Origin of the sequence: Streptococcus oralis subsp. dentisani (assembly GCF_002096615.1) — a bacterium.
Lineage (GTDB): Bacteria > Bacillota > Bacilli > Lactobacillales > Streptococcaceae > Streptococcus > Streptococcus oralis_U.
On the sequence record NZ_NCUX01000027.1, the window covers coordinates 19935 to 40934 of the forward strand.

The 21000-nt window shown below is 40.8% G+C and carries 18 protein-coding genes, 2 tRNA genes, 2 pseudogenes, 1 riboswitch and 1 other annotated feature; of the genes and pseudogenes, 9 read left to right on the plus strand and 13 right to left on the minus strand.

Annotated features, from left to right (window positions below):
• The first annotated feature begins 43 nt into the window (after nt 1-43).
• The 4 genes from B7708_RS01460 (at nt 44) to B7708_RS01475 (ending at nt 2662) form a co-directional block, all read left to right on the plus strand.
• The gene (locus tag B7708_RS01460) at nt 44-1315 is read left to right on the plus strand and encodes a replication-associated recombination protein A (RefSeq protein ID WP_084973236.1); all 1272 of its coding nucleotides are present in this window, start codon (nt 44-46) and stop codon (nt 1313-1315) included.
• A 264-nt stretch (nt 1316-1579) separates the two neighbouring features.
• Nucleotides 1580-1652, plus strand: a tRNA-Lys gene (locus B7708_RS01465).
• 359 nt (nt 1653-2011) lie between these two features.
• Nucleotides 2012-2527 carry a DUF308 domain-containing protein gene (locus B7708_RS01470; RefSeq protein ID WP_000672740.1) on the plus strand — a complete coding sequence of 172 codons (516 nt, stop codon included), beginning with the start codon at nt 2012-2014 and terminating at the stop codon, nt 2525-2527.
• A 62-nt stretch (nt 2528-2589) separates the two neighbouring features.
• Nucleotides 2590-2662: transfer RNA gene (locus B7708_RS01475), tRNA-Lys, on the plus strand.
• Between the two features lie 138 nt (nt 2663-2800).
• On the opposite strand, the gene B7708_RS01480 is transcribed toward B7708_RS01475, so the two are convergent.
• From B7708_RS01480 to B7708_RS10230, 4 genes and pseudogenes are all read right to left on the minus strand, one after another.
• Nucleotides 2801-3889 (minus strand): AI-2E family transporter, encoded by a 1089-nt coding sequence (locus B7708_RS01480; protein ID WP_049551477.1) that lies wholly within the window; start codon nt 3887-3889, stop codon nt 2801-2803.
• Between the two features lie 9 nt (nt 3890-3898).
• Nucleotides 3899-5188 carry a hypothetical protein gene (locus tag B7708_RS01485; protein ID WP_084973237.1) on the minus strand — a complete coding sequence of 430 codons (1290 nt, stop codon included), beginning with the start codon at nt 5186-5188 and terminating at the stop codon, nt 3899-3901.
• Between the two features lie 651 nt (nt 5189-5839).
• Nucleotides 5840-6291 (minus strand): annotated as a pseudogene (locus B7708_RS01490) (tyrosine-type recombinase/integrase); the annotation flags it as partial.
• Nucleotides 6283-6459 (minus strand): annotated as a pseudogene (locus B7708_RS10230) (T6SS immunity protein Tdi1 domain-containing protein); the annotation flags it as partial. The pseudogenes B7708_RS01490 and B7708_RS10230, both read right to left, overlap by 9 nt.
• Nucleotides 6460-6513: 54 nt before the next feature.
• On the opposite strand from B7708_RS10230, the gene B7708_RS01495 reads away from it, so the two are divergent.
• Together B7708_RS01495 and B7708_RS01500 are read left to right on the plus strand one after the other, a co-directional pair.
• On the plus strand, nt 6514-7356 hold the full coding sequence (locus B7708_RS01495; protein ID WP_007521108.1) for an aldo/keto reductase: 843 nt from the start codon (nt 6514-6516) through the stop codon (nt 7354-7356).
• A gap of 303 nt (nt 7357-7659) precedes the next feature.
• On the plus strand, nt 7660-8805 hold the full coding sequence (locus B7708_RS01500; RefSeq protein ID WP_084973239.1) for a low temperature requirement protein A: 1146 nt from the start codon (nt 7660-7662) through the stop codon (nt 8803-8805).
• Nucleotides 8806-9164: 359 nt separating this feature from the next.
• Here the strand turns inward: B7708_RS01500 and B7708_RS01505 are convergent, their stop codons facing one another.
• Nucleotides 9165-9620, minus strand: a complete 456-nt coding sequence (locus tag B7708_RS01505) for a GNAT family N-acetyltransferase (protein WP_084973241.1) — start codon at nt 9618-9620, stop codon at nt 9165-9167.
• Nucleotides 9621-9691: 71 nt separating this feature from the next.
• Here B7708_RS01505 and B7708_RS01510 point away from each other — a divergent pair, with 71 nt between their 5' ends.
• On the plus strand, nt 9692-10351 hold the full coding sequence (locus B7708_RS01510) for a prepilin peptidase (protein ID WP_084973243.1): 660 nt from the start codon (nt 9692-9694) through the stop codon (nt 10349-10351).
• A gap of 51 nt (nt 10352-10402) precedes the next feature.
• On the opposite strand, the gene B7708_RS01515 is transcribed toward B7708_RS01510, so the two are convergent.
• The 8 genes from B7708_RS01515 to B7708_RS01550 form a co-directional block, all read right to left on the minus strand.
• Nucleotides 10403-10966, minus strand: coding sequence for an aminodeoxychorismate/anthranilate synthase component II (locus B7708_RS01515; protein ID WP_084973245.1), 564 nt, complete (start codon nt 10964-10966; stop codon nt 10403-10405).
• Nucleotides 10967-11000: 34 nt separating this feature from the next.
• Nucleotides 11001-12179, minus strand: a complete 1179-nt coding sequence (gene trpB / locus B7708_RS01520; RefSeq protein ID WP_084973247.1) for a tryptophan synthase subunit beta — start codon at nt 12177-12179, stop codon at nt 11001-11003.
• 65 nt (nt 12180-12244) lie between these two features.
• Nucleotides 12245-12474, minus strand: a binding site (T-box leader).
• A 34-nt stretch (nt 12475-12508) separates the two neighbouring features.
• The gene (locus tag B7708_RS01525; protein ID WP_084973249.1) at nt 12509-13738 is read right to left on the minus strand and encodes a DegT/DnrJ/EryC1/StrS family aminotransferase; all 1230 of its coding nucleotides are present in this window, start codon (nt 13736-13738) and stop codon (nt 12509-12511) included.
• A 42-nt stretch (nt 13739-13780) separates the two neighbouring features.
• Entirely contained in the window at nt 13781-14473 is a 693-nt protein-coding gene (locus B7708_RS01530; RefSeq protein WP_084973250.1) for a sugar transferase, read from the minus strand.
• 103 nt (nt 14474-14576) lie between these two features.
• A complete protein-coding gene (locus B7708_RS01535) occupies nt 14577-16319 on the minus strand; it encodes an ABC transporter ATP-binding protein (protein WP_084973252.1) in 1743 nt (580 codons plus the stop codon).
• Entirely contained in the window at nt 16309-18054 is a 1746-nt protein-coding gene (locus B7708_RS01540; RefSeq protein WP_084973254.1) for an ABC transporter ATP-binding protein, read from the minus strand. Before B7708_RS01540 ends, B7708_RS01535 begins: the two co-directional genes overlap by 11 nt.
• Before the next feature lie 206 nt (nt 18055-18260).
• Nucleotides 18261-18896, minus strand: coding sequence for a DUF421 domain-containing protein (locus B7708_RS01545; protein ID WP_084939887.1), 636 nt, complete (start codon nt 18894-18896; stop codon nt 18261-18263).
• Nucleotides 18893-19348: a DUF3290 family protein gene (locus B7708_RS01550; protein ID WP_033606256.1), complete on the minus strand. Its 456-nt coding sequence runs from the start codon at nt 19346-19348 to the stop codon at nt 18893-18895. The genes B7708_RS01545 and B7708_RS01550 overlap by 4 nt, the downstream gene beginning before the upstream one ends.
• A 133-nt stretch (nt 19349-19481) precedes the next feature.
• On the opposite strand from B7708_RS01550, the gene B7708_RS01555 reads away from it, so the two are divergent.
• A complete protein-coding gene (locus tag B7708_RS01555) occupies nt 19482-20309 on the plus strand; it encodes an exodeoxyribonuclease III (RefSeq protein WP_084973256.1) in 828 nt (275 codons plus the stop codon).
• A gap of 11 nt (nt 20310-20320) precedes the next feature.
• Nucleotides 20321-20707: a bleomycin resistance protein gene (locus B7708_RS01560; protein ID WP_084973258.1), complete on the plus strand. Its 387-nt coding sequence runs from the start codon at nt 20321-20323 to the stop codon at nt 20705-20707.
• A 132-nt stretch (nt 20708-20839) separates the two neighbouring features.
• Nucleotides 20840-20935: riboswitch (purine riboswitch) on the plus strand.
• The last annotated feature ends 65 nt before the right edge of the window (nt 20936-21000 follow it).

Genomic DNA, 21000 nt, shown 5'->3' on the forward strand with positions numbered 1-21000 from the left:
TTACCACATATACATCAGAAAATCCATGTTAGAAAGGACTGCTATGCCAGACAATCTCGCGCTTCGCATGCGCCCTAAAACCATCGACCAGGTCATCGGTCAGGAGCATCTGGTCGGACCTGGAAAAATTATCCGCCGCATGGTGGAAGCCAATCGCCTGTCCTCCATGATTCTCTATGGCCCTCCGGGAATCGGCAAAACCAGTATTGCCTCTGCCATCGCAGGAACGACCAAGTATGCCTTTCGAACTTTCAATGCGACAGTTGATAGTAAAAAGCGACTGCAAGAAATTGCGGAAGAGGCTAAATTCTCTGGTGGTCTCGTCCTATTACTAGACGAGATTCATAGACTAGATAAAACCAAGCAAGACTTCCTCTTGCCTCTCTTGGAAAGTGGTCTGGTTATCATGATTGGCGCTACGACTGAAAATCCTTTCTTCTCTGTCACTCCTGCCATTCGTAGCCGTGTTCAAATTTTTGAGTTGGAACCCTTGTCCAATCAAGATGTTAAAGAAGCCATTCAAATCGCTATATCTGACCCTGAACGGGGTTTTGACTTTCCAGTTGAGCTAGATGAGGACGCTCTGGATTTTATCACAACCTCTACTAATGGTGACCTCCGTTCTGCCTTTAATTCACTAGATTTGGCTGTTCTCTCTACCCCTGAGAATGACAAGGGTATACGCCATATCACTCTTGATATCATGGAAAATAGCCTGCAGCGGAGTTATATTACTATGGACAAAGATGGGGATGGACACTATGATGTCCTCTCAGCCCTGCAAAAATCCATCCGTGGTTCGGATGTCGATGCCAGTCTTCACTATGCTGCCCGCTTGATTGAGGCTGGGGATCTGCCGAGTCTCGCTCGTCGCTTGACCGTTATCGCCTATGAAGATATCGGTTTGGCCAACCCTGAAGCCCAGATTCATACCGTGACTGCTCTGGATGCTGCTCAAAAGATTGGTTTCCCAGAAGCCCGCATTCTCATTGCCAATGTCGTCATTGATTTGGCCCTTTCTCCAAAATCCAACTCAGCATACGTGGCTATGGACAAGGCACTTGCTGACCTCAAAACATCAGGGCACTTGCCTATTCCGCGACACCTGCGTGATGGGCACTACAGTGGAAGCAAGGAACTGGGGAATGCCCAAGACTATCTCTATCCACACAACTATCCTGGAAATTGGGTCAAGCAAGACTATCTGCCAGAAAAAATTCGCAATCATCACTATTTCCAAGCAGAAGATACTGGTAAATATGAACGGGCTTTGGCTCAAAGAAAGGAAGCCATCGACCGTTTACGAAAAATCTGAAATCCTTTTCAAAAAATTGCACTTACCTCTTGATTTTTTTTGAAAAAGTGGTATCATATAAACATAGAAACGCTGTGGTGTACGACTTCACACTTAAGTGTTGACCGACTATTTTTTGTATTATTAGGGAAACAAAAGTCTTCTAACAGCATGTAGGCCGTCTCACACGGAAACAGCTTCAGTTAGAGCGAGTTGCCCACCTGCTTAATTGCGCGGGTTCAATACAAACCGTGAAGTTTCGGCACCAATACAGCTTTTTTCTTTGCCTCCTTAGCTCAGCTGGCAGAGCAGCGGACTCTTAATCCGTGGGTCACAGGTTCGATCCCTGTAGGGGGCATCTAAATACAACAGGAAAAAGCCTTGTAAATCAAGGCTTTTTTTGCTTGTCTATAACTGATTTACCCCATCATTTGTCCCACATTTTAAATCTATCTTTTCTTTTTGAATCAAATTACATCTTAACAAATAGTGTAAAGCCAGTTACTTTTGCTTTGATGCCATACAATATTTTCATGTAGAGAAGACAAATTTTATCTTCTCTTTTTATTTTCAAAATAATAAAAACTGATTTTCTTTTCATAAATCAGACTGAAACTTCCAAATTTTCCATTTTGTTTATTGACATTTCCTCTAAAAAGGTGTATAATATTTTTATTATCAAACTATACTATACTATACTATATAGGGGGTATTGAAATGAAATTTTCTAATCGTTTACTGCTATTCCTTGCAGGAGTTGTTTTTGTCCTTTTAGGACTTTTCCTATTTACAAACCCAGTAGCTAATCTTGTTGCTTACAGCTGGTGGATTGCATTTGGTTTACTGGTTTCTTCTATAGCAGCTATTTTAGGCTATTTCTCTGTACCAAAAGAGCTTCGCTCACCAGCTCATCTTTTCCAAGGGATTGTTAATCTTCTCTTAGCTCTTTACCTCGTTGCCTATGGCTTTGTGACGCTGCCAGTTGTCATTCCAACTATTTTAGGAATTTGGTTAATTGTAGAAGCCATTATAGTTTTCTTTAAAGGCAATCGTTTGGGATTGATTTTCCCTATTATTGGCAACCATATCATGTGGATAGCGTTGCTTGCATTTTTACTAGGTCTAGTGATTTTGTTCAATCCAGTAGCTACAAGTGTCTTTGTCGTTTATGTCGTTGCCTTTGCATTTTTAATTGTTGGTTTCACCTATATCCTTGATGCCTTTCGTAAATAATCTAGCTGCCATTTTGGGCATATTAAAAAAGCTGGGAAGTTACATTCTCAGCTTTTTCTGTTGCTTCCTTAGCTCAGTTGGTAGAGCAGTAGACTCTTAAGCTATGGGGCGCAGGTTCGAGCCCTGCAGGGGGCATCTAAATCAACAGAAATAAGCCTTGAAACCAAGGCTTTTTTTAACGTCTAATAGCTTTTTGTAGAAAAGTATTTAAAAATAAAAGAGAAGAGAATCTCTCACTCTCTTCTCAGTATATCTTATTAAATTTAGTTTTTCTTAATCTACCTGATTTTCCTTTGCAACGACAAATTCCTTAACCAATCGATAGATAACAGCAAATATCGGTGTAAAGAATATCATCCCAAGTAAGCCAAAGAGATTGCCTCCAATACTAGCAGCCGCAAGCGTGAAAATAGCTGGCAAACCAATAGACTGACCTACAACTCTAGGATAAATAAGGTTTCCTTCAATCAGCTGTATAACTTGATATAGAAGAAGAGAAAGTAAGGCTTGAGTAGGACTCACTGTGAAGATAAAAATCGCTCCCACAACACAAGCAATCATAGGCCCTACATAAGGAATGAACGATAGCACTCCTGCAAAGATACCTGTCATTACTCCATAGGGTATCCCAAACACGCTGTAACCAACCGCTATCATAACTCCTATGATAACTGCTTCAATCAGCTGACTCATCAAAAATTGGTCATAAGTCTCTAGTGCTACTTGTCCAATGTAAGTCAACTTTATCACCACCTTCTCTGGAAGAAAAACTTTTAGAAGTCGACTCGTCATCGCTGCCAAATGTTCCTTACTGGATAAAAATAAAAAGGTGAAGACTATAATCAAAAAGGCATTCATCAAACTTGAAAAAATATTGCCGATATTACTAGTCAGACCTGATAAAAAACCTATCAAAGCTTGGCTAATAGAACTAGATTGTCCCTGTATGCCTGATACGATAGTTGACAACATGTCTTTGGTTACAAATTCCGAGCTGCCTAGCAATTTCCCAAGTTGAGTAAGGACTGTTGAAAGGACTGTTCCCAGCTGACTAATAGTCTGGGCTAGGGTTGGCAGCACCAAAACCAAAAGAGCAATCACGATTAAGATAAGAGCTAGGAAAACAAGTACCATGGCAATCGGACGACGCAACTCTGCCTTTACCTTCAATTTAACTAAGTACTGTTCAATTTTTTTCATAGGAACATTAAGCACAAAAGCAATAACAGCACCATAAATCAAGGTTGATATTACATCAAAGAGAGAGATTGCTCCTGATATAAAGCTCGATGCATTCAGAATTACAAGAGCAACCAGCCCTATAAAAAGTATTAACGGGGTGTATTTTTTTACTAAGTTCATAAATTCTCCTTAATAAACATGTTTAGATACGACTATACTATTTGGTTTTTCAAACTCTCGATTAAGGTAGGCTTGGTAAGTTCCTGGAGCGATAAATCCTTTGGGTGAGAGGATATCGGTGCCAGCCTGACCGACTATGGTATCAGCCAAGAGCACACAGTTTGTAGATAAGACAAAGTAGGATTTAAACTTAGATTTGATAAATTTATAAAGTTCCCCATCTGTCTCATGTCTGATTTTATAAGCGTAGGTGTAGTCTTCCTTACCATCACCTGTCATGATTTTATCTGCACTTGGCTCCCATGGAATCGTCAGTTGTTTCAATTCAGCCAACTTTTTCTGAACTGCTTTTTCCATTTCAGGCGTCAAATCTATCCCATAACCAAAAAGCGTTTTTTGACTCTCACGTTTACATAGGTCAATGTACTTGTCACGATCACAGAAATATAAGACACCATCTCCTACCATGCCAAATAAGGTCTCAGAAGACGGATCATAGTTGCCATAAGAAATAACACGGCCTTGATAGCAGATATCCACATGACCAATTGCCGAAAACAGAGAGGTCTCAGCTGTATGAACAAAAATTTCAAGCTCCGCTGTCTTACCAGACTTCACCATTCCAAGATGGATATCCTCTCTCTCATCAGCATTTTCCAGCATAAATTTGTTAATTTTTGCTAAAGTTCTTGCAGGGATGAGAGCGGCTAGGACAATAGGTAAGCTAATTCTAATGCGACGTTTGAGATGGTTTTTCCCAATTTCCCCTTCAAATAAGAAACCGTCACGGATATTGGACAGACCATAAAGGAAAAAATAAGCCCCTAATACAAAGAGTTGAAAGACAGAATTTCCTGTAGAGGACAAAAGACTAGTCCCACCAAGAAAAACTAGTACGAGTCCATCTAGTAAGAGACGAAAACGAGGTCGAATTTTGTTTTTGCGGTAGAGAACATAGGTGACAAGGTTAATACTAGCATGAAAAATCTGATAAACTCCAATCACAAGAGCCAAAATATAAATCGGCACATCCGTCGCAAGATTGGAGCCAAGCAAATATCCCAGCACTAACAATTTAACCAGTGCAACTCCCAAGGTGTCCGTTGACTGACTTTTTTTGAAAATACGTAATACTAAATCTAAGACCGTTGCTATCCAAGCTAAAAACAGAACCAGTCGAATAACCTTTACTGGCAACCAAGTCCCCGTGACCATCAAGATGAGACCTAGCAGAACAAACAAGAACCCCTGAGCAAGTAATTTCTTACCTGTCAGACCTAAAGATAGAATTTTCGCCATATAAAAACCTTTCAACAATAAAAATTAAACACTCCGATTAAACTGACTAGTAAATAGCCAACACTACAAACAGCCTGTGCCAGCAACATATGGTGACTAGAAATGACTGTAGTAATGTCACCATCTTGTCTTATGCACTTCTAAAATTTGTTATATTGATTAGAAGCCAGAGCTTATAAAAACTAGCTAAACTCGAGAGATAGACACAATTGCGACGAAAAAATGTATAACCAATTCAACTTGTTAAGGTAAGAAAGCATTATTTCCAATCTATTAATTATTCATCTATTACCTATTATGACACAATATTCCCTATAGTTCAACTTTTTACTTGTTTTTATATTACACGGACTAAAAAGTTTTCAACAGTTGATTGCATTTGTTTTAATAAGTTTTAACCTTTCTTGGTTAGATAAAAAAAGAACCATACAGTTTAGAATCTGTATGGTTTTTGCCCCACTTTTGTCCCATTTTTAAATCATGACATTGAAAATACCTAAAATCACTTATATTTCAATATTTTTAATTGCTCTCAATATGAAAGTCCTTTCCAAATCCCTGTAGGGGGCATCTAAATCAACAGGAAAAAGCCTTGATTTACAAGGCTTTTTTGCTTTCCTTTTAAAAATTGTCGTGCAATTTGCCGTGTTTTTACAACAAACTTTTCACAGCCATAAATTCCTCACTAATTTTTTCCTCCAATGTGTGACCATAAACTTCAACCAGCATAGAGATATCTTTGTGTCCTAAAATTTTCGCAATAACTCCCAAATCAATATTATTGTGCCATAGATAACTACCATAAGTGTGTCTAGCTCCTTTGGTAGTAATCAATGGAGAAATTTGCAATTCCTTCAACATTACTTTTATAGCTTTATTGACTGTTGCAATATCTGGAACATCGTAGGCATATCCATAATGCTGAAAAATCATTTTATACCTATTCTTGATTCCTAGCTCTTTATTGGCCTTCTCCTGTTCAATTTTTAGGACTTGTAATATCTTAATACATTCTTCGTCTATCGGTACCATCCGAATAGACGTTTTGTTTTTGGAGGGACAAATTTATGAGAACGGGTATTAAACCTCCTATAATACTGAATAAAATATTTCAGGCTCTTGATAATAATGTCGCAGTCTTGAAGATTGTATTTTACAATACCAACAAATTCATTCTTTTCCCAAGTAATAATATCTCCAAAGGCTGTTACCAACAGCGGAAAAAGAAGTAAGGAACTATTCATAATAATATCCGTAGCAAATCTTTGCATTTTTGCCTTATCTTCTTTAAGATAGTACTATTAAAAAAAGAAAAGGTGAAAATCATGGAAACATATACACTTGCAAATGGGGTTGCTATTCCTAAAATTGGTTTTGGAACTTGGCAAATTGCCGAAGGCGAAGAAGCCTATAACAGCGTTAGCTTCGCACTTAAGGCGGGTTACACACATATTGATACCGCACAAATTTACGGTAACGAGGTTTCTGTAGGTAAAGCGATTGCTGATAGTAATTTGGCACGTGAGGATATTTTCCTAACTACCAAACTTTGGAATGATAAGCATGATTACGAGTTAGCTAAGACTTCTATCGATGAGTCTCTCGAAAGACTTGGTGTGGATTATTTGGATCTTTTACTTATCCATTGGCCTAATCCAAAGGCGCTTCGTGAGAATGATGATTGGAAGGCTGGCAATGCGGGTGCATGGAAGGCTATGGAAGAAGCCTACAAAGAAGGTAAGGTGCGTGCTATCGGTGTGTCTAACTTTATGCAACACCACCTAGAAGCTCTTATTGAAACAGCTGAAATTGTTCCACATGTCAATCAAATCCTCTTGGCTCCAGGTTGTAACCAAGAAGACTTAGTTGCCTATTGCCAAGAGCGCGATATCCTTCTTGAAGCCTATAGTCCACTAGGTACAGGTAGCATTTTTGGAAATGAAGATGTTGAAGCAGTGACTGAACGTAACGGTAAATCTGTGGCACAAGTTGCTCTGCGTTGGAGCCTTCAAAAAGGTTTCTTGCCACTACCTAAGTCTGTAACACCTAAAAATATTGAAGGCAACCTAGATATCTTCGACTTCGACTTATCAGAGGAAGATATGGCAGTCCTGGATAAGATTCAAGGCATCAAAACTCAGGATGATCCTGACAAAGTTAATTTTTAATAGGATTTTAAGCAACTCGTCAGGGTTGCTTTTTAGCGTGTTTCTTTAGATTTGCTATAATGAAACAATCATTTTTTATTTATATATGGGAGTTACGTAATGGAGTCTCGAAATCTTTTGCCTCAAAATACACGTACTTCATTATCAATCGTCAAACACTCCGCCTGTAAGCTGGTACGTGAGGTAAATGTGCTCCAAGGTTTTGACAATTCGCGCCACATAAAGTTATTTAAGCATATCCTTTTCTCTCATTACCATTTTCTGTTATAATAAATTGTACTTCTAAAATAGAAAGGTCTTAAGATGACAACTCTTATTAAACATAAACGTGTAGAATTTTCAGAACTTTTTTATGACCTAGTTTTTGTTTTTGCAATTTCAAAAGTAACTACTTTAATTGAGCATCTTCATAACGGTATTTTGACTTGGAATTCTTTCCTTGATTTTTTCATGGCTGTCTTGGTTCTCACTGATTCATGGATGATTCAAACCATTTATACCAATCGCTATGGAAAGAACTCTTTATTTAACATGGTAATCATGTTTATCAAAATGGGACTTTTACTCTTTATAGCCAATATGATTGGACCTGATTGGCAACAATATTTTCATTATCTTTGTTGGGCTGTTGGTACATTAACCTTTACCTTATTTTTACAATATTTGGTTGAATTTTTTAGAAAATCAACCGATGATGTTAATCGGGAAAGTATCAAAGGTTTTCTATGGATAACAGGTCTAGGAAGTTTAGGAGTCTATCTAGCAGCTCTTCTTCCTATTTACGTTGGAGTCTCTGTCTTATTTGCTAGTATTCTGCTAACATTTATTATGCCAATTATCTTGCTTAGTAAAGATAAGCATTACCAGGTAAATCTCCCCCATTTAATCGAGCGCATCTCCCTTCTTGTCATTATTACGTTTGGAGAGATGATTATGGAGCTAGCTAACTTCTTTACAATCGAGAATTTCTCGATTTATTCGGTTCTTTATTTCATTATTATGATTTCTCTGTTCTTGTTTTATTTTGGTCAATTCGACCATGCTATTGATGAAAAATCTAATCAAAAGGGACTATTTCTAATTTACAGTCACTATCCTATTTTCATTGGACTTATTATGATGACCGTTTCGATGAGTTTTCTTCTGAATCCTGAAGCTAATCTTCTCTTTGCAACCAGCTTCTCTTATATCGGATTTGGCCTCTTTCAAGCTGCTGTCCTAGTAAATGGGCCCTATAACAAACACTATCTTCTCTATTCGAAAAGTTACTACTGTGTCCAAGCGACACTCTATCTGGCTGCCTTGATTCTCTCTTTAATCTTTGCTTCTAATCCTATAATAGTAGTGAGTATAACAACCATTTTAGCTCTAGCTATAGCCATTCATTTTATTTATTTTTATGTGACACAGAATAAAAAATATTCCAAATCTAACTGGGGGTTCTTTTAATGAGTTTATAACATAAAAAAGCTTTGGGAACCAAGGCTTTATTTTCATTAATTTGTTTTTCCATTTTATCCTCCAATTTGATCTCGCACTGACATTTATTTATAACAAAACTATATATCTAGAATAGCATAATCATTAGGTATTATAGGTTTTCAAACAAAATACGAGTCATTCGTTTTTGCCCCACTTTTGCCCCATTTTTAAATCCTGACATTGAAAACACCTAAAAGTATTTCCCTAAAATCAGCTATATTTCAACATTTTTGTTTATTTTCAATATGAAAAGTTCTTACAAATTCATGCAGGGGGCATCTAAATACAACAGGAAAAAGCCTTGAGTTCCAAGGCTTTTTTGCTTTTTATCTCCCCTTTTTCATAACGTATTTTCGTATAGGTTCTTCAACCATCTGAACGATTTCAAATCCTTCTTTTTGATAGAGGTGCTTGGCTCTTTGATTTGCCTCGTAGACATTTAGAGAAATAGTATCTATGTCTTCATTTTCAAAGGCCAAACTAACAAATTTCCTTAAAGCCTGGCTACCTAAGCCTTGCCCCTGTTTCTGGGGGTTGATAAAAAATCTCCCGATATGAAGATTTCTGTCTTCTAGCCTGATTTTCTGGATAAGCCCCACAAACTCTTGTCCATCAAAGATTGAAAAGATTCCTTCCAAATCTTGCAAGACTTGAATTGTCAAGGGAAAAGGAATCATTGTTCCCATCCATTGTTCTTGAAAGGATTTGCCGAGGGAGTTGGACCATTGGCATACGAATTGAGCGTTTTCTGTACTCACATTTTCTTCAAAACGAATTGTCATCTTTTTTCCTCACCATCTTATCTGTGTTTCTCCATTATACTACTTCTCCTATTTTTTACGAATAGATAAGTATGATTGATCTTTATTTTTTTCTTGTCGGGAGCATTCTCGCTTCCTTTCTCGGTTTGGTCATTGACCGTTTTCCAGAGCAATCCGTTATCAGTCCAGCCAGTCACTGCGATTCCTGTCAGACTCGCTTGCGTCCGTTAGATTTGATTCCTATCCTCTCGCAGGTCTTTAATCGCTTTCGCTGTCGCTACTGTAAGGCTCCTTATCCAGTCTGGTATGCCTTATTTGAATTGGGCTTGGGATTCCTCTTTCTGTCTTGGTCTTGGGGCTTTCTTTCCTTGGGTCAAGTCATCCTGATAACTACTGGCTTGACCTTGGGCATCTACGACTTTCGCCATCAGGAATATCCTTTACTGGTCTGGATTGTCTTTCATCTACTCCTAATGACCTGCTCTGGCTGGAATCTGGTCATGGTCTTCTTCCTTGTTCTCGGAATTTTGACCCATTTTATTGACATCCGCATAGGAGCAGGGGATTTTCTCTTTTTAGCTTCCTGTGCGCTCGTCTTTAGTGCGACAGAGTTGCTCATCTTGATTCAGTTTGCTTCTGCGACGGGGATTCTGGCCTTTCTCCTCCAAAAGAAAAAGGAAAGACTTCCTTTTGTGCCTTTCCTCTTGCTTGCTGCTTGTGTAATTATTTTTGGTAAGCTAGTAATTCTCTGATAATACTGCTCTCTTTTATGGAGAGCTTTTCAATTAAGTGAAATTTTCCAGTTAAATTACTTTCTCAATAAAATTTCGAATAGTGGACAAACCATCTGGCGTACCAATACTTTCTGGATGATACTGGAAACCGTAGATGGGCAAAGTCTTGTGTTGGAAGCCCATTATGACTTGATCATCTGTCGAACGAGCTGTAACTTCAAAATCTTCGGGTAATTCCTCTACCATAAGACTATGGTAACGCATGACTGAACATTTGTTCTCTATTTCATCATAGAGAATGGATGGAGCTTCAAATTGTAGCTGACTTTGTTTACCGTGCATGACCTTGGGTGCTAAGCCGAGTTTTCCACCGAATGCCTCAGCAATAGCCTGATGTCCAAGACAAATCCCTAAAATTGGTTTTCGGCCTGCAAAATCTCGAATCATATCTTCCATCTTTCCAGCATCAGCTGGCCAGCCAGGTCCAGGTGAAAAGACAAGGGCCTTCGCCTTTTCTGCCACCTCATAGAGACGAGTATCATCATTCCTCAGCACCTCAACAGGAGAAAAATTTCCGATATACTGAGCCAGATTATAGGTAAAGGAATCATAGTTATCAATCAATAATATCACTTTTTTACTCCTGTGTGATTAGATGAAGTATTGTTTATTTCTTTGCTTCTAGGTAGTCCGCAATCGCAGCTACGTCCTTGTCTCCACGACCAGAGACATTGATGATGATAATCTCATCTTTACTTAGTTTCGGTGCACGTTTAACTGCTTCTGCAATAGCGTGTGAACTTTCAATCGCTGGGATAATTCCTTCTGTCTTGCTGAGAAGGAGCAGGGCTTGAACAGCTTCTTCATCCGTCGCTGCCACATATTCCACGCGACCTGAATCTTTAAAGTAGGCGTGTTCTGGGCCAACGCCTGGATAGTCCAAACCAGCTGAGATAGAGTAAACTGGTGCCAGCTCTCCATCTTCTTTAAATACTGCATAAGTCTTCATCCCGTCGACAATACCGACACTACCTTTTGTCATAGTGGCTGCATGCTTGTCTGTATCAAGTCCATGACCAGCAGCTTCAACTCCAACCAATTTAACTTCTTCATCAGCCACATACTGTGAAAAAGCACCGATGGCATTGGAACCACCACCTACACAGGCAATGACGTAGTCTGGTAAACGGCCTTCTTTTTCCAAGATTTGACGACGAGATTCTTCACTGATGACCTTTTGGAATTCATGAACAATGGTAGGATAAGGATGAGGACCTACAGCAGATCCCAAAACGTAGAAGGCTTCAAGGTCATTCATCCATGCTCCAAAGGCTGCATCAACCGCATCTTTGAGGGTACGAGTGCCTGTTTCAACTGCGTGCACAGTTGCTCCCATCATCTCCATACGGAAAACATTGAGACGTTGGCGTTCCACATCTTCTGCCCCCATGTAGACATCACAGGCCATACCAAACTTAGCCGCCGCAGCTGCAGTCGCAACACCGTGCTGACCAGCCCCTGTTTCTGCGATCACTCGTTTTTTGCCCATACGTTTGGCAAGAAGAATTTGTCCTAAAACGTTGTTGAGCTTATGAGAACCAAGGTGGTTAAGGTCTTCGCGCTTGAGGTAAATCTTAGCCCCACCTAAGTGTTCTGTCAAACTTTCCGCAAAATAGAGTGGTGTTTCACGACCAGAATAATCCTTCAAGTAATGGCGAAATTCTGCCAAAAACTCTGGATCATCCTTGTACTTATCAAATGTCGCTTCCAACTCATCCAACAAAGCCTGAATCGGCTCCGGTACAAAACTACCACCAAATTGTCCAAAATAACCTTTAGTTGTCATAAATTTTTCCTCTTTCTGTATTGGTTTCAAGATATGAAAAAAGCCCACACACAGAAAACAATCTGTGTGAGGGCGTTGGTAACGCGGTGCCACCTCAATTATAAAGGGAATTTCCCTTTATATCTCTACCTTGTCTAACAACAAGTTGCACTGTAAGGTGTGCGCACCGAATTTTCATTGTTTCAAATTCATTTTTTAAATCAGCCCACTTTCACTACTTCCAACCGCCTGTTCACAATCACCACAGGCTCCCTGAAGATCAAAAATAACTACTTTTCTGATTTATTGAGAATATTATATGTTATTGTTCTATCTTTGTCAAGATTTTTTTATGAATTTTTTCCAGAACCAAGGATTTCTTCGGAAATTCTCACCAAAGTCTTAACGATATAGTCTACTTCTTCATCGCTTAATTTTGTATGAAGAGGGAGCGTAATTTCATTTTCAAAGAAGGCATAGGCTCTTGGATAATCTGCCATATCAAAACCAAGATTCTTATAGGCTGTCAACAGAGGAAGTGGTTTGTAGTGAACATTACTTGCAATTCCTGCTTTAGCTAATTCTTGGATGATGAGATTGCGTTCTTCTAAGCTTGCTCCTTCAACATGTGTGATGTAGAGGTGGCGACTTGATTCGACAGTATCCGTCTTATGTGCCAATGGATGGATGCGAGAACCAGCAAAACCACGATCATAACGGTCTACGATTTCCTTACGACGTTGCAGTAAACCAGGGTAACGATCCAATTGTACCAAACCAAGGGAAGCCATGATATCTGTCATGTTGCACTTGTAGGCAGGGGTTACGATGTCATACTCCCATGATCCCAGTTGCATCTTGGCAAGGGCATCTTTAGTTTGACCATGAAGGGAAAGGATTTGGAATTCCTTGTACATTTCTTCATCGTCAATCGCTAGATTGGCTTTCCAAGTCGCACTTCCACCTTCAGCCGTTGTAAAGTTCTTAACTGCATGGAATGAGAAGGAAGTAAAGTCAGCGATAGAACCAGCTGGTTGTCCTTTATAAGTAGATCCCAAAGCATGGGCACTATCAGAGACAATCACAATACGGTTAAAGACCTTTTGCCACTTGCTAGACGCTACAAACAAGTCACGTTTTTTCTCCACGACTTGGAACAAACGGTCGTAGTCGCAAACAATCCCTGCAAGTTCTACTGGGATGATCACCTTAGTCTTTTCAGTAATGGCTTTCTCAAGCAAGTCATAGTCCATCTCAAACGTATCTGCTTGAATATCCACCATGACAGGGGTTGCTCCTACGTGAGTGATAACACTACATGAAGCTGTATAGGTCATGGCTGGAACGATAACTTCGTCACCAGGACCCACTTCCAAAACACGCAAAATCAATTCAAGAGCTGCTGTCGCAGAGTTAAGGCAGACAGTCTTAGGTGTCTGTGTGTATTGAGACAAGTGGCGTTCTAGTTCTTTTGTCTTAGGACCTGTCGTGATCCAACCAGAACGGAGGGTGTCCGCTACTTCAGCAATTTCAGCTTCGGTAATATCGGGTGGTGAAAATGGAATATTGTAATTTGGCATTGATTTGCTCCTTTTATCTGTACTCATTTTCTTATGACTACTTTATTTTAGTACTTCAAACACGGTTTGAAACATGATTTTGATATCTCCAAGAAAACTAAATTCTCGGAGATAAGCGAGATTATAGCGCATCTTTTCAGGGAGGACATGTTCGACATAGGCTTGGTCAACTGACAAGCCTTTTTCGGTCATTTGACTGATAATAGTGTCCTCATCCTTGTAGTTGATACTTGCTGGAGAGGTAATCCCTGCGGGTAAGAGCAAGGTTGCCATCATTTCAGGGCTATATTGCTCGGTGTAACGTGGCACCTCAGGTCTTGTGCCTACAAAGGACATCTCGCCTTTCAGGACATTAACCAGCTGAGGTAGTTCGTCCAAGCGCACACGGCGAATGAAATTTCCAACCTTGGTAATGCGACTATCATTAGCTGAAGTCACCATACTTCCTTTTTTATCCGCATCCGTCACCATAGTACGGAACTTCCAAATCTTGAACGGACGGTTGTACTGGGTCACGCGCTCTTGCTTGTAAATGACAGGTCCCTTGCTATCCAACTTGATCCAAATGCTCAAGATGAGAAAGATTGGGGAAGTCAAAATCAGTAAAACCAAGGCCAGAACCCAATCCAGGCAACGCTTGAAAATCAGCGAACCCTTCCTTTTAGAGACAAGCTGGTAGTAAGACTCAACCTCGCTTGATTGCATTTCCACGGGCAAGTCTTCCCATTTCAGCATGCTGTTTCTCCTTTGTTTTTAGTATACTATTTGTCAACATTTTTCATTATACCACAAAATAGAAAAGGCGGTGCAAGAAAGCTGTGATTTGGAGGATTTCTTATTAGGACATGGCACCTGCCTGCAAACGATACATCTTGTGATAGGTTCCTTCCAAGGCCAAGAGTTCCTCATGGGTTCCACTCTCGATGATGCGCCCCTTATCCAAGACATAGATACAGTTGGCGTCTTGGATGGTGGAAAGGCGATGAGCGATGGCAATGGTTGTCCGTCCCTGTCTCATTTTAGCCAGAGAAGCTTGAACCAGACTTTCTGTCTCCGAGTCAATATTGGCTGTCGCTTCATCCAAAATCAGGATTTTAGGTTGACTGGCGACTGTTCTGGCAAAGGCAAGAAGCTGGCGCTGGCCAGTAGAAAAGCTCGAACCACGCTCAGACACAGGTGCATCATAACCCAGAGGAAGGTCATGAATAAAGGAATCTGCATCGACAAAGGCAGCTGCATCCTGGACCTCTTCATCACTAAGATCTTGATACATGGCGATATTGGACTTGATGGTTCCATGATAGAGGAAGGGATCCTGTAAGACCAGACCAATGTTCTTTCTCAGCTCTTCCTGACTGTAGTCCCTAATATCCACCCCATCCAAGAGAACGCGGCCTGACTGAAATTCATAAAAACGCATGAGAACATTGATAATCGAAGATTTCCCGGAACCTGTATGTCCTACAAAGGCAATGGTTTCTCCCTTCTTAACCGAAAAGGAAATATCATCTAGGATCTGGTGTTTGCCATCATATGAGAAACACACATGTTCAAAACGGATATTACCCTCTTGGACTTTGGCTTGTCCATTTTCTTGAAGAGGCTCATAGGTCTTCTCGTCAATCAAGGCAAAGACACGACCTGCAGACACCATGGAAGTTTGAAGGGTTGAAAAGTTTTGCGTCACCTCAATTAAGGGATCAAAGAGACGGTTGATGTACTGGATAAAGGCATACATAGTTCCGGCCGTTATCCCTATAGAAAGACCACGGTAACCAAAGTAGGCCATCAAAACGGCGTAGCCTAGGAGTTTCAGCAAACTCATGGCAGGTCTCAAAAAGAGGGCATCCAAGGCTACAGATCGGTTGGCATAGACCAAGTGTTCTTGGTTGATTTCATCAAATTCTGCTTGCAGGCGCTTCTCTTGGTTAAAGGCCTGGATAATCCTGATTCCCTCGATATTCTCTGCCAGCTTACTATTGATATCCGACAAGAGACTTCTGGTTTTTTCGATGATTTTCACTGATTTTTTCCGATAGAGATTGACCAAAAGGAAAATCAAGGGAAGAAATAGCAAAACTAAAGCTGTCAAACGAAAATCCAGCACCAACATGGTATACAGAGTTGTCAGAAAGATAAAAACTGCTGAGATAAAGCTGGATAAAATCCCTGAAAACATATCACTGATGGTCTCGGTATCATTGGTCAAACGAGAAACGATGGATCCTGCTGGCGTCTTGTCAAAATAAGACATGCCCAGTTTTTCCATATTGGCAAAGGCATCCCGACGAATATCTCTGACAATACTGTAGGACACCCGCGCAAAGAGAAGATTTCCAACATACTGAACTAGAGTTTGCAGGAGATAAAGACCATAGTAGACCAGCAAAACGGTCACGGCCAGTTGATTAAGATTGCTGAGGTACTGGTCGATAAAGTGGGAAGCCACAAGGGGAATGACACTTTTAATGACCGTCGTCGCAAGGAGAAAACTGAGTGCCAAAAAGGTCAGGAGGCCATAGGGCTTGAGATAGGACATCAAGCGCTTCAATACAGCCCATTGTTCTTTCTTATTCTGCATCTTCTTCTCCTTTCATTTCCAATTGCTGAGACTGGTAGGTTTGGGCATACCAGCCATCCAGAGCTAGCAAGTCATCGTGCGTGCCCCGTTCAATGATTTGGCCATTTTGCAGGACTAAAATCAAATCTGCATGGACAACCGCACTGAGACGATGGGCTGTAATAATGGTTGTCTTATCCTTCCTCGTCTCCTTAAGATTGTCGATGATCGCATACTCAGTTTTGGCATCCACGGCGGACAGGGAATCATCTAAAATCAAGATATCAGGGTCTAGAATCATCGCCCGACTCATAGCCAGACGTTGCTTTTGACCACCTGAAAGACTGACTCCCTTTTCACCGATCAACGTATCAAAGCCCTGAGGCATGTCCACAATATCTTGGTAAACTTGTGCTAGCTTGGTCGCTTCCTCAACTGCTGAAAGGGGGAAGTTAGGATTACCGAAGCGGATATTGTCTAAGATAGAGGTCGCAAAGAGAAACTGATCCTGAGGGACATAGCCCATGAGACTGCGAAGGTCTGTCAGACGATAGTCCCGAATATCATGACCGTTTAGATAAATAGCTCCCTTATCCACATCGTATTCTCGCAAGAGAAGTTTAATCAAGGACGTTTTCCCAGAGCCTGTCTGCCCGACTAAGCCTAGGGTTTGCCCTTTTTCCAGACTAAAGTGAACATCCGTCAGTGTCTCCTCATTTTCAAAGGCAAAGCTGTCAATGGCGTACTCCAAACGTCCATTTTCAATACTATCCAGAGGAAACTCAGGGTCTTTTACAGGTGATTCCTGAGATAAAAGATCCTCAATCCGTTGGTAAGAAACCTTCCCTCGCTGAGTAATATTAAAGAGGAAACCGATAGCCATAAGAGGCCAAACTAGCATATCCAAGTAGCTAATAAAGGTGACCAGATTCCCAACCGTGATTTGCCCTTTCTGAACCATCAAAGAACCGACCAAGAGAGTTAAAACATAGGACGAACCAACAAACAAGAGAACCATGGGGTCAAAGAGACTGTCGTATTTCATGGTTTGGAGATTCTTTTGGAAGGTCAATTCATTGACCGCTTGAAAGGACTTCAACTCATCCGCCTGATAACCGAAAGACTTGGTCACCTTGCTACCTGATACAGACTCCTGCACCTTGTTATTGAGTTCGGAAAAGGCAGCTTGTGACTCGCCAAAGACCTTGTGGGTCTTTCTCCCTAAACGACTGGTCGCATAAGCCATAAAAGGCAAGGGAAGAATGGCAACCAGAGTCATCTGCCAAGAAATGCTAAAGAGCATGGTCAGCAAAGTCACCAGTGCCGTGATAGAGGCATCCACTGCTGACATGACTCCTCCACCTGCTAAACGGGTTAAGGCATTGATATCATTGGTGGCGTGTGCCATCAGGTCCCCTGTCCGATATGCTTGATAAAAGGCTGGCGACATCTTGGTAAAATGCTCAAACAAGCGAGACCGCATAATCTGCCCCAAACGGTAGGAAGTTCCAAGGATATACATGCGCCAAACATAGCGCAGATAGTACATCCCAAAGGCTGCCAGCAGTAGATAAAATAGATTAAGAAGGAGGTTCTGTTGGGTTAGTTGCCCCGACGTAATGGCATCAATCACCCGCCCCATAACCATGGGGGGAATAAGATTGAGGACGGAAACCAAGACCAAGGCCACAATCCCGACTAGATAACGGCGTTTTTCTAACTTGAAAAACCACCAAAGTTTTTGAATAATGGACATAAAATCCCTTTCTGATTGCAAATGGAAACCTGAGGCCAAGACTCAATGAAAATCAAAGAGCAAACTAGGAAACTAGCCGCAGGCTGCTCAAAGCACTGCTTTGAGGTTGTAGATAGAACTGACGAAGTCAGTAACCTACATACGGCAAGGCGACGTTGACGCAGTTTGAATTTGATTTTTGAAGAGTACAAGACCCCAGGTTTTTCTTATTCATAAGTTACGACTGAGACGACACCCTTGTCATACTCAGCGATAAAAATATTGGCAACATTGTCATACCCTTGTTTGCTGAGGTTATCAAGCAGCCATTCTTCGCTACGGTCAATATATTCCAAAACATCGACTTGGATCACACCGTCAGTCACAACTGGATACTTAGGATTTTCATCTCCCATTTGGACCACGATGAGTTGGCCATTTTGCTCATGCACAGCTCGTTTGACCTGTTTCATCTGGAAAATTCCTTGGCTACGAAGTTTGAGAGCAACTTCTGCTGCAGACAAACCAACTGAACGACAGGCTTCTGGGTCAATCTGCCCATTTTTGATAAGGAGAGTTGGTTTTCCATCAATCAAGCGTTTGACAAAACGAACATTGTTATTGAGCCACTTGAGGGTCAAGACCAAAATCGTCCACATCATCAAAATCACTGCGTACTGCAGAATGCTGATTGAACTATTGTAAATCACCCCACCGATGATACCACCAAGAACATAGTTCTGAATTTGGTCTGTAGCAGAGTTAGGTGCTAGATTCCCCTTTCCTGTCACATTAATAACAAAAACAAGAGAGAAAAGACCCAAGGCCAGTTTGATTAAAATTTCCATATAATTGAGTGTCATTTGTTTACCTCCACCAATTCAATAGCGTCTGTTTGATGCAATTCTAATTTCTCTAAAAGATACTTGTCTGGTTGGCTCCCGTTCATGGCACGATAGAAATTTGAACCTACCTTGATAAGTGCTCCATCAGTGGCTGCAGAAGTATTGACATAAACTTCTGATTTATCCACTCCCAAGTCTTTGGAAACAACCTCTATGAAATGAAGGGAAGTTTGAAATTGGTTGTTAGAGGCTTGATTGGTCTGGTATTTTGAGATTGTTACCAAAAGCATGGCTACCAAGGTCAAGGCCAAAATCATGACCAATTCCCGAAACTTAGTCCCCTTTTTATCTCGATAGGCTTTAAAAGCAAAAAATCCTGTGATAGCTAGGAGCACAATCCCAAAGCCAATCATGATGCCATTTTGCTGACCAATTTGGCTGAGGACATAGTCATATGAGTAAAATTTCATTTATTTTCACTCCCTTTCATAAAATCATTCTTAATTATAAACGAAAGAGAGTGATTTTTCAAGCCATACGTTGGGGAAATGGACCTTTTTTTGGTATAATATAGTCTGTAATCTGAATGAAAAAGGTAAGTTTATGAAACTCATATCATGGAATATCGATTCCCTCAATGCAGCCCTAACGAGCGACTCAGCTCGTGCAAAATTGTCCCAAGAGGTCCTACAAACCTTGGTAGCCGAAAATGCTGATATTATCGCTATCCAGGAAACCAAGCTTTCTGCAAAAGGGCCTACAAAGAAACACTTGGAAATTTTAGAAGAACTCTTCCCAGGTTATGAAAATACTTGGCGTTCCTCTCAAGAACCTGCTCGCAAAGGCTACGCTGGAACTATGTTCCTCTATAAGAAAGAACTCACACCAGCGATTAGCTTCCCAGAAATCGGTGCTCCTTCTACCATGGACTTGGAAGGCCGCATCATCACCTTGGAATTTGATACATTTTTCGTAACCCAAGTATACACACCAAACGCTGGCGATGGTCTCAAACGCTTGGAAGAGCGTCAAGTCTGGGATGTCAAATACGCTGAGTATTTGGCGCAACTAGACAAAGAAAAACCAGTCCTTGCGACCGGTGACTACAACGTGGCTCACAAGGAAATCGACCTTGCAAATCCTGCCAGCAATCGCCGTTCACCTGGTTTTACAGACGAGGAGCGTGCTGGATTTACCAACCTTTTGGCAACTGGATTTACTGACACCTTCCGCCATCTTCACGGCGATATCCCAGAGCGCTACACTTGGTGGGCACAACGCAGCAAGACTTCTAAAATCAACAATACAGGCTGGAGAATCGACTACTGGCTCACTAGCAACCGCTTGGTTGATAAGGTGACCAAGTCTGACATGATTGACTCGGGTGCGCGCCAAGACCACACACCCATTGTCATGGAGATTGAGCTCTAAGGAGAAAGCTAATGGACTATCAAGCTATCATTCCTGAATTTGTAGTATCTGACCTCGAAAAGTCACGCCACTTCTACTGCGACTTGCTGGGATTTTCTGTCGAATACGAGCGTCCAGAGGAGAAATTTCTCTTCCTCTCGCTTGAAGACTGCCAACTTATGCTAGAAGAAGGCAGCACAGAAGAATTAGCCCAACTAACCTATCCTTTCGGGCGCGGTGTCAATATTTCCTTTGGCATTGAAGATGTCCCTCAGCTCCACCAAAAACTGCTGGAAGCTGACTATCCTATCCATCGTCCGCTGACCAAAAGAGAATTTCGAGTGGGAGATAGCTTTATTTACCCTCATGAATTTGCGATTTTGGATCCTGATGGTTATTTTTTAAGATTTAGCGAATAGAATATTCGAAACCTACAATACTGTATCGTCTTGTAGGTTTCTGTTTGTTCGCTTTTTTCATCTAAACGCCAACAAAATATTTGATTTCTAAAGTTATTTAGTGTAAAATAATAACATTAACGCTTGGACGTTTTATTATAGTACCATTTTACTTGTTTATGTCGTGAATTGGCACGACGTTTCTACAAGGTGCCGGAACACCTAACAATGAGTATGTCAGCTGAAGGTATGGTTTTGGCCATGCCTATTTTGGGGACTTACTTAGGGGATTAGGTAGGTCCTTTTAAATATTT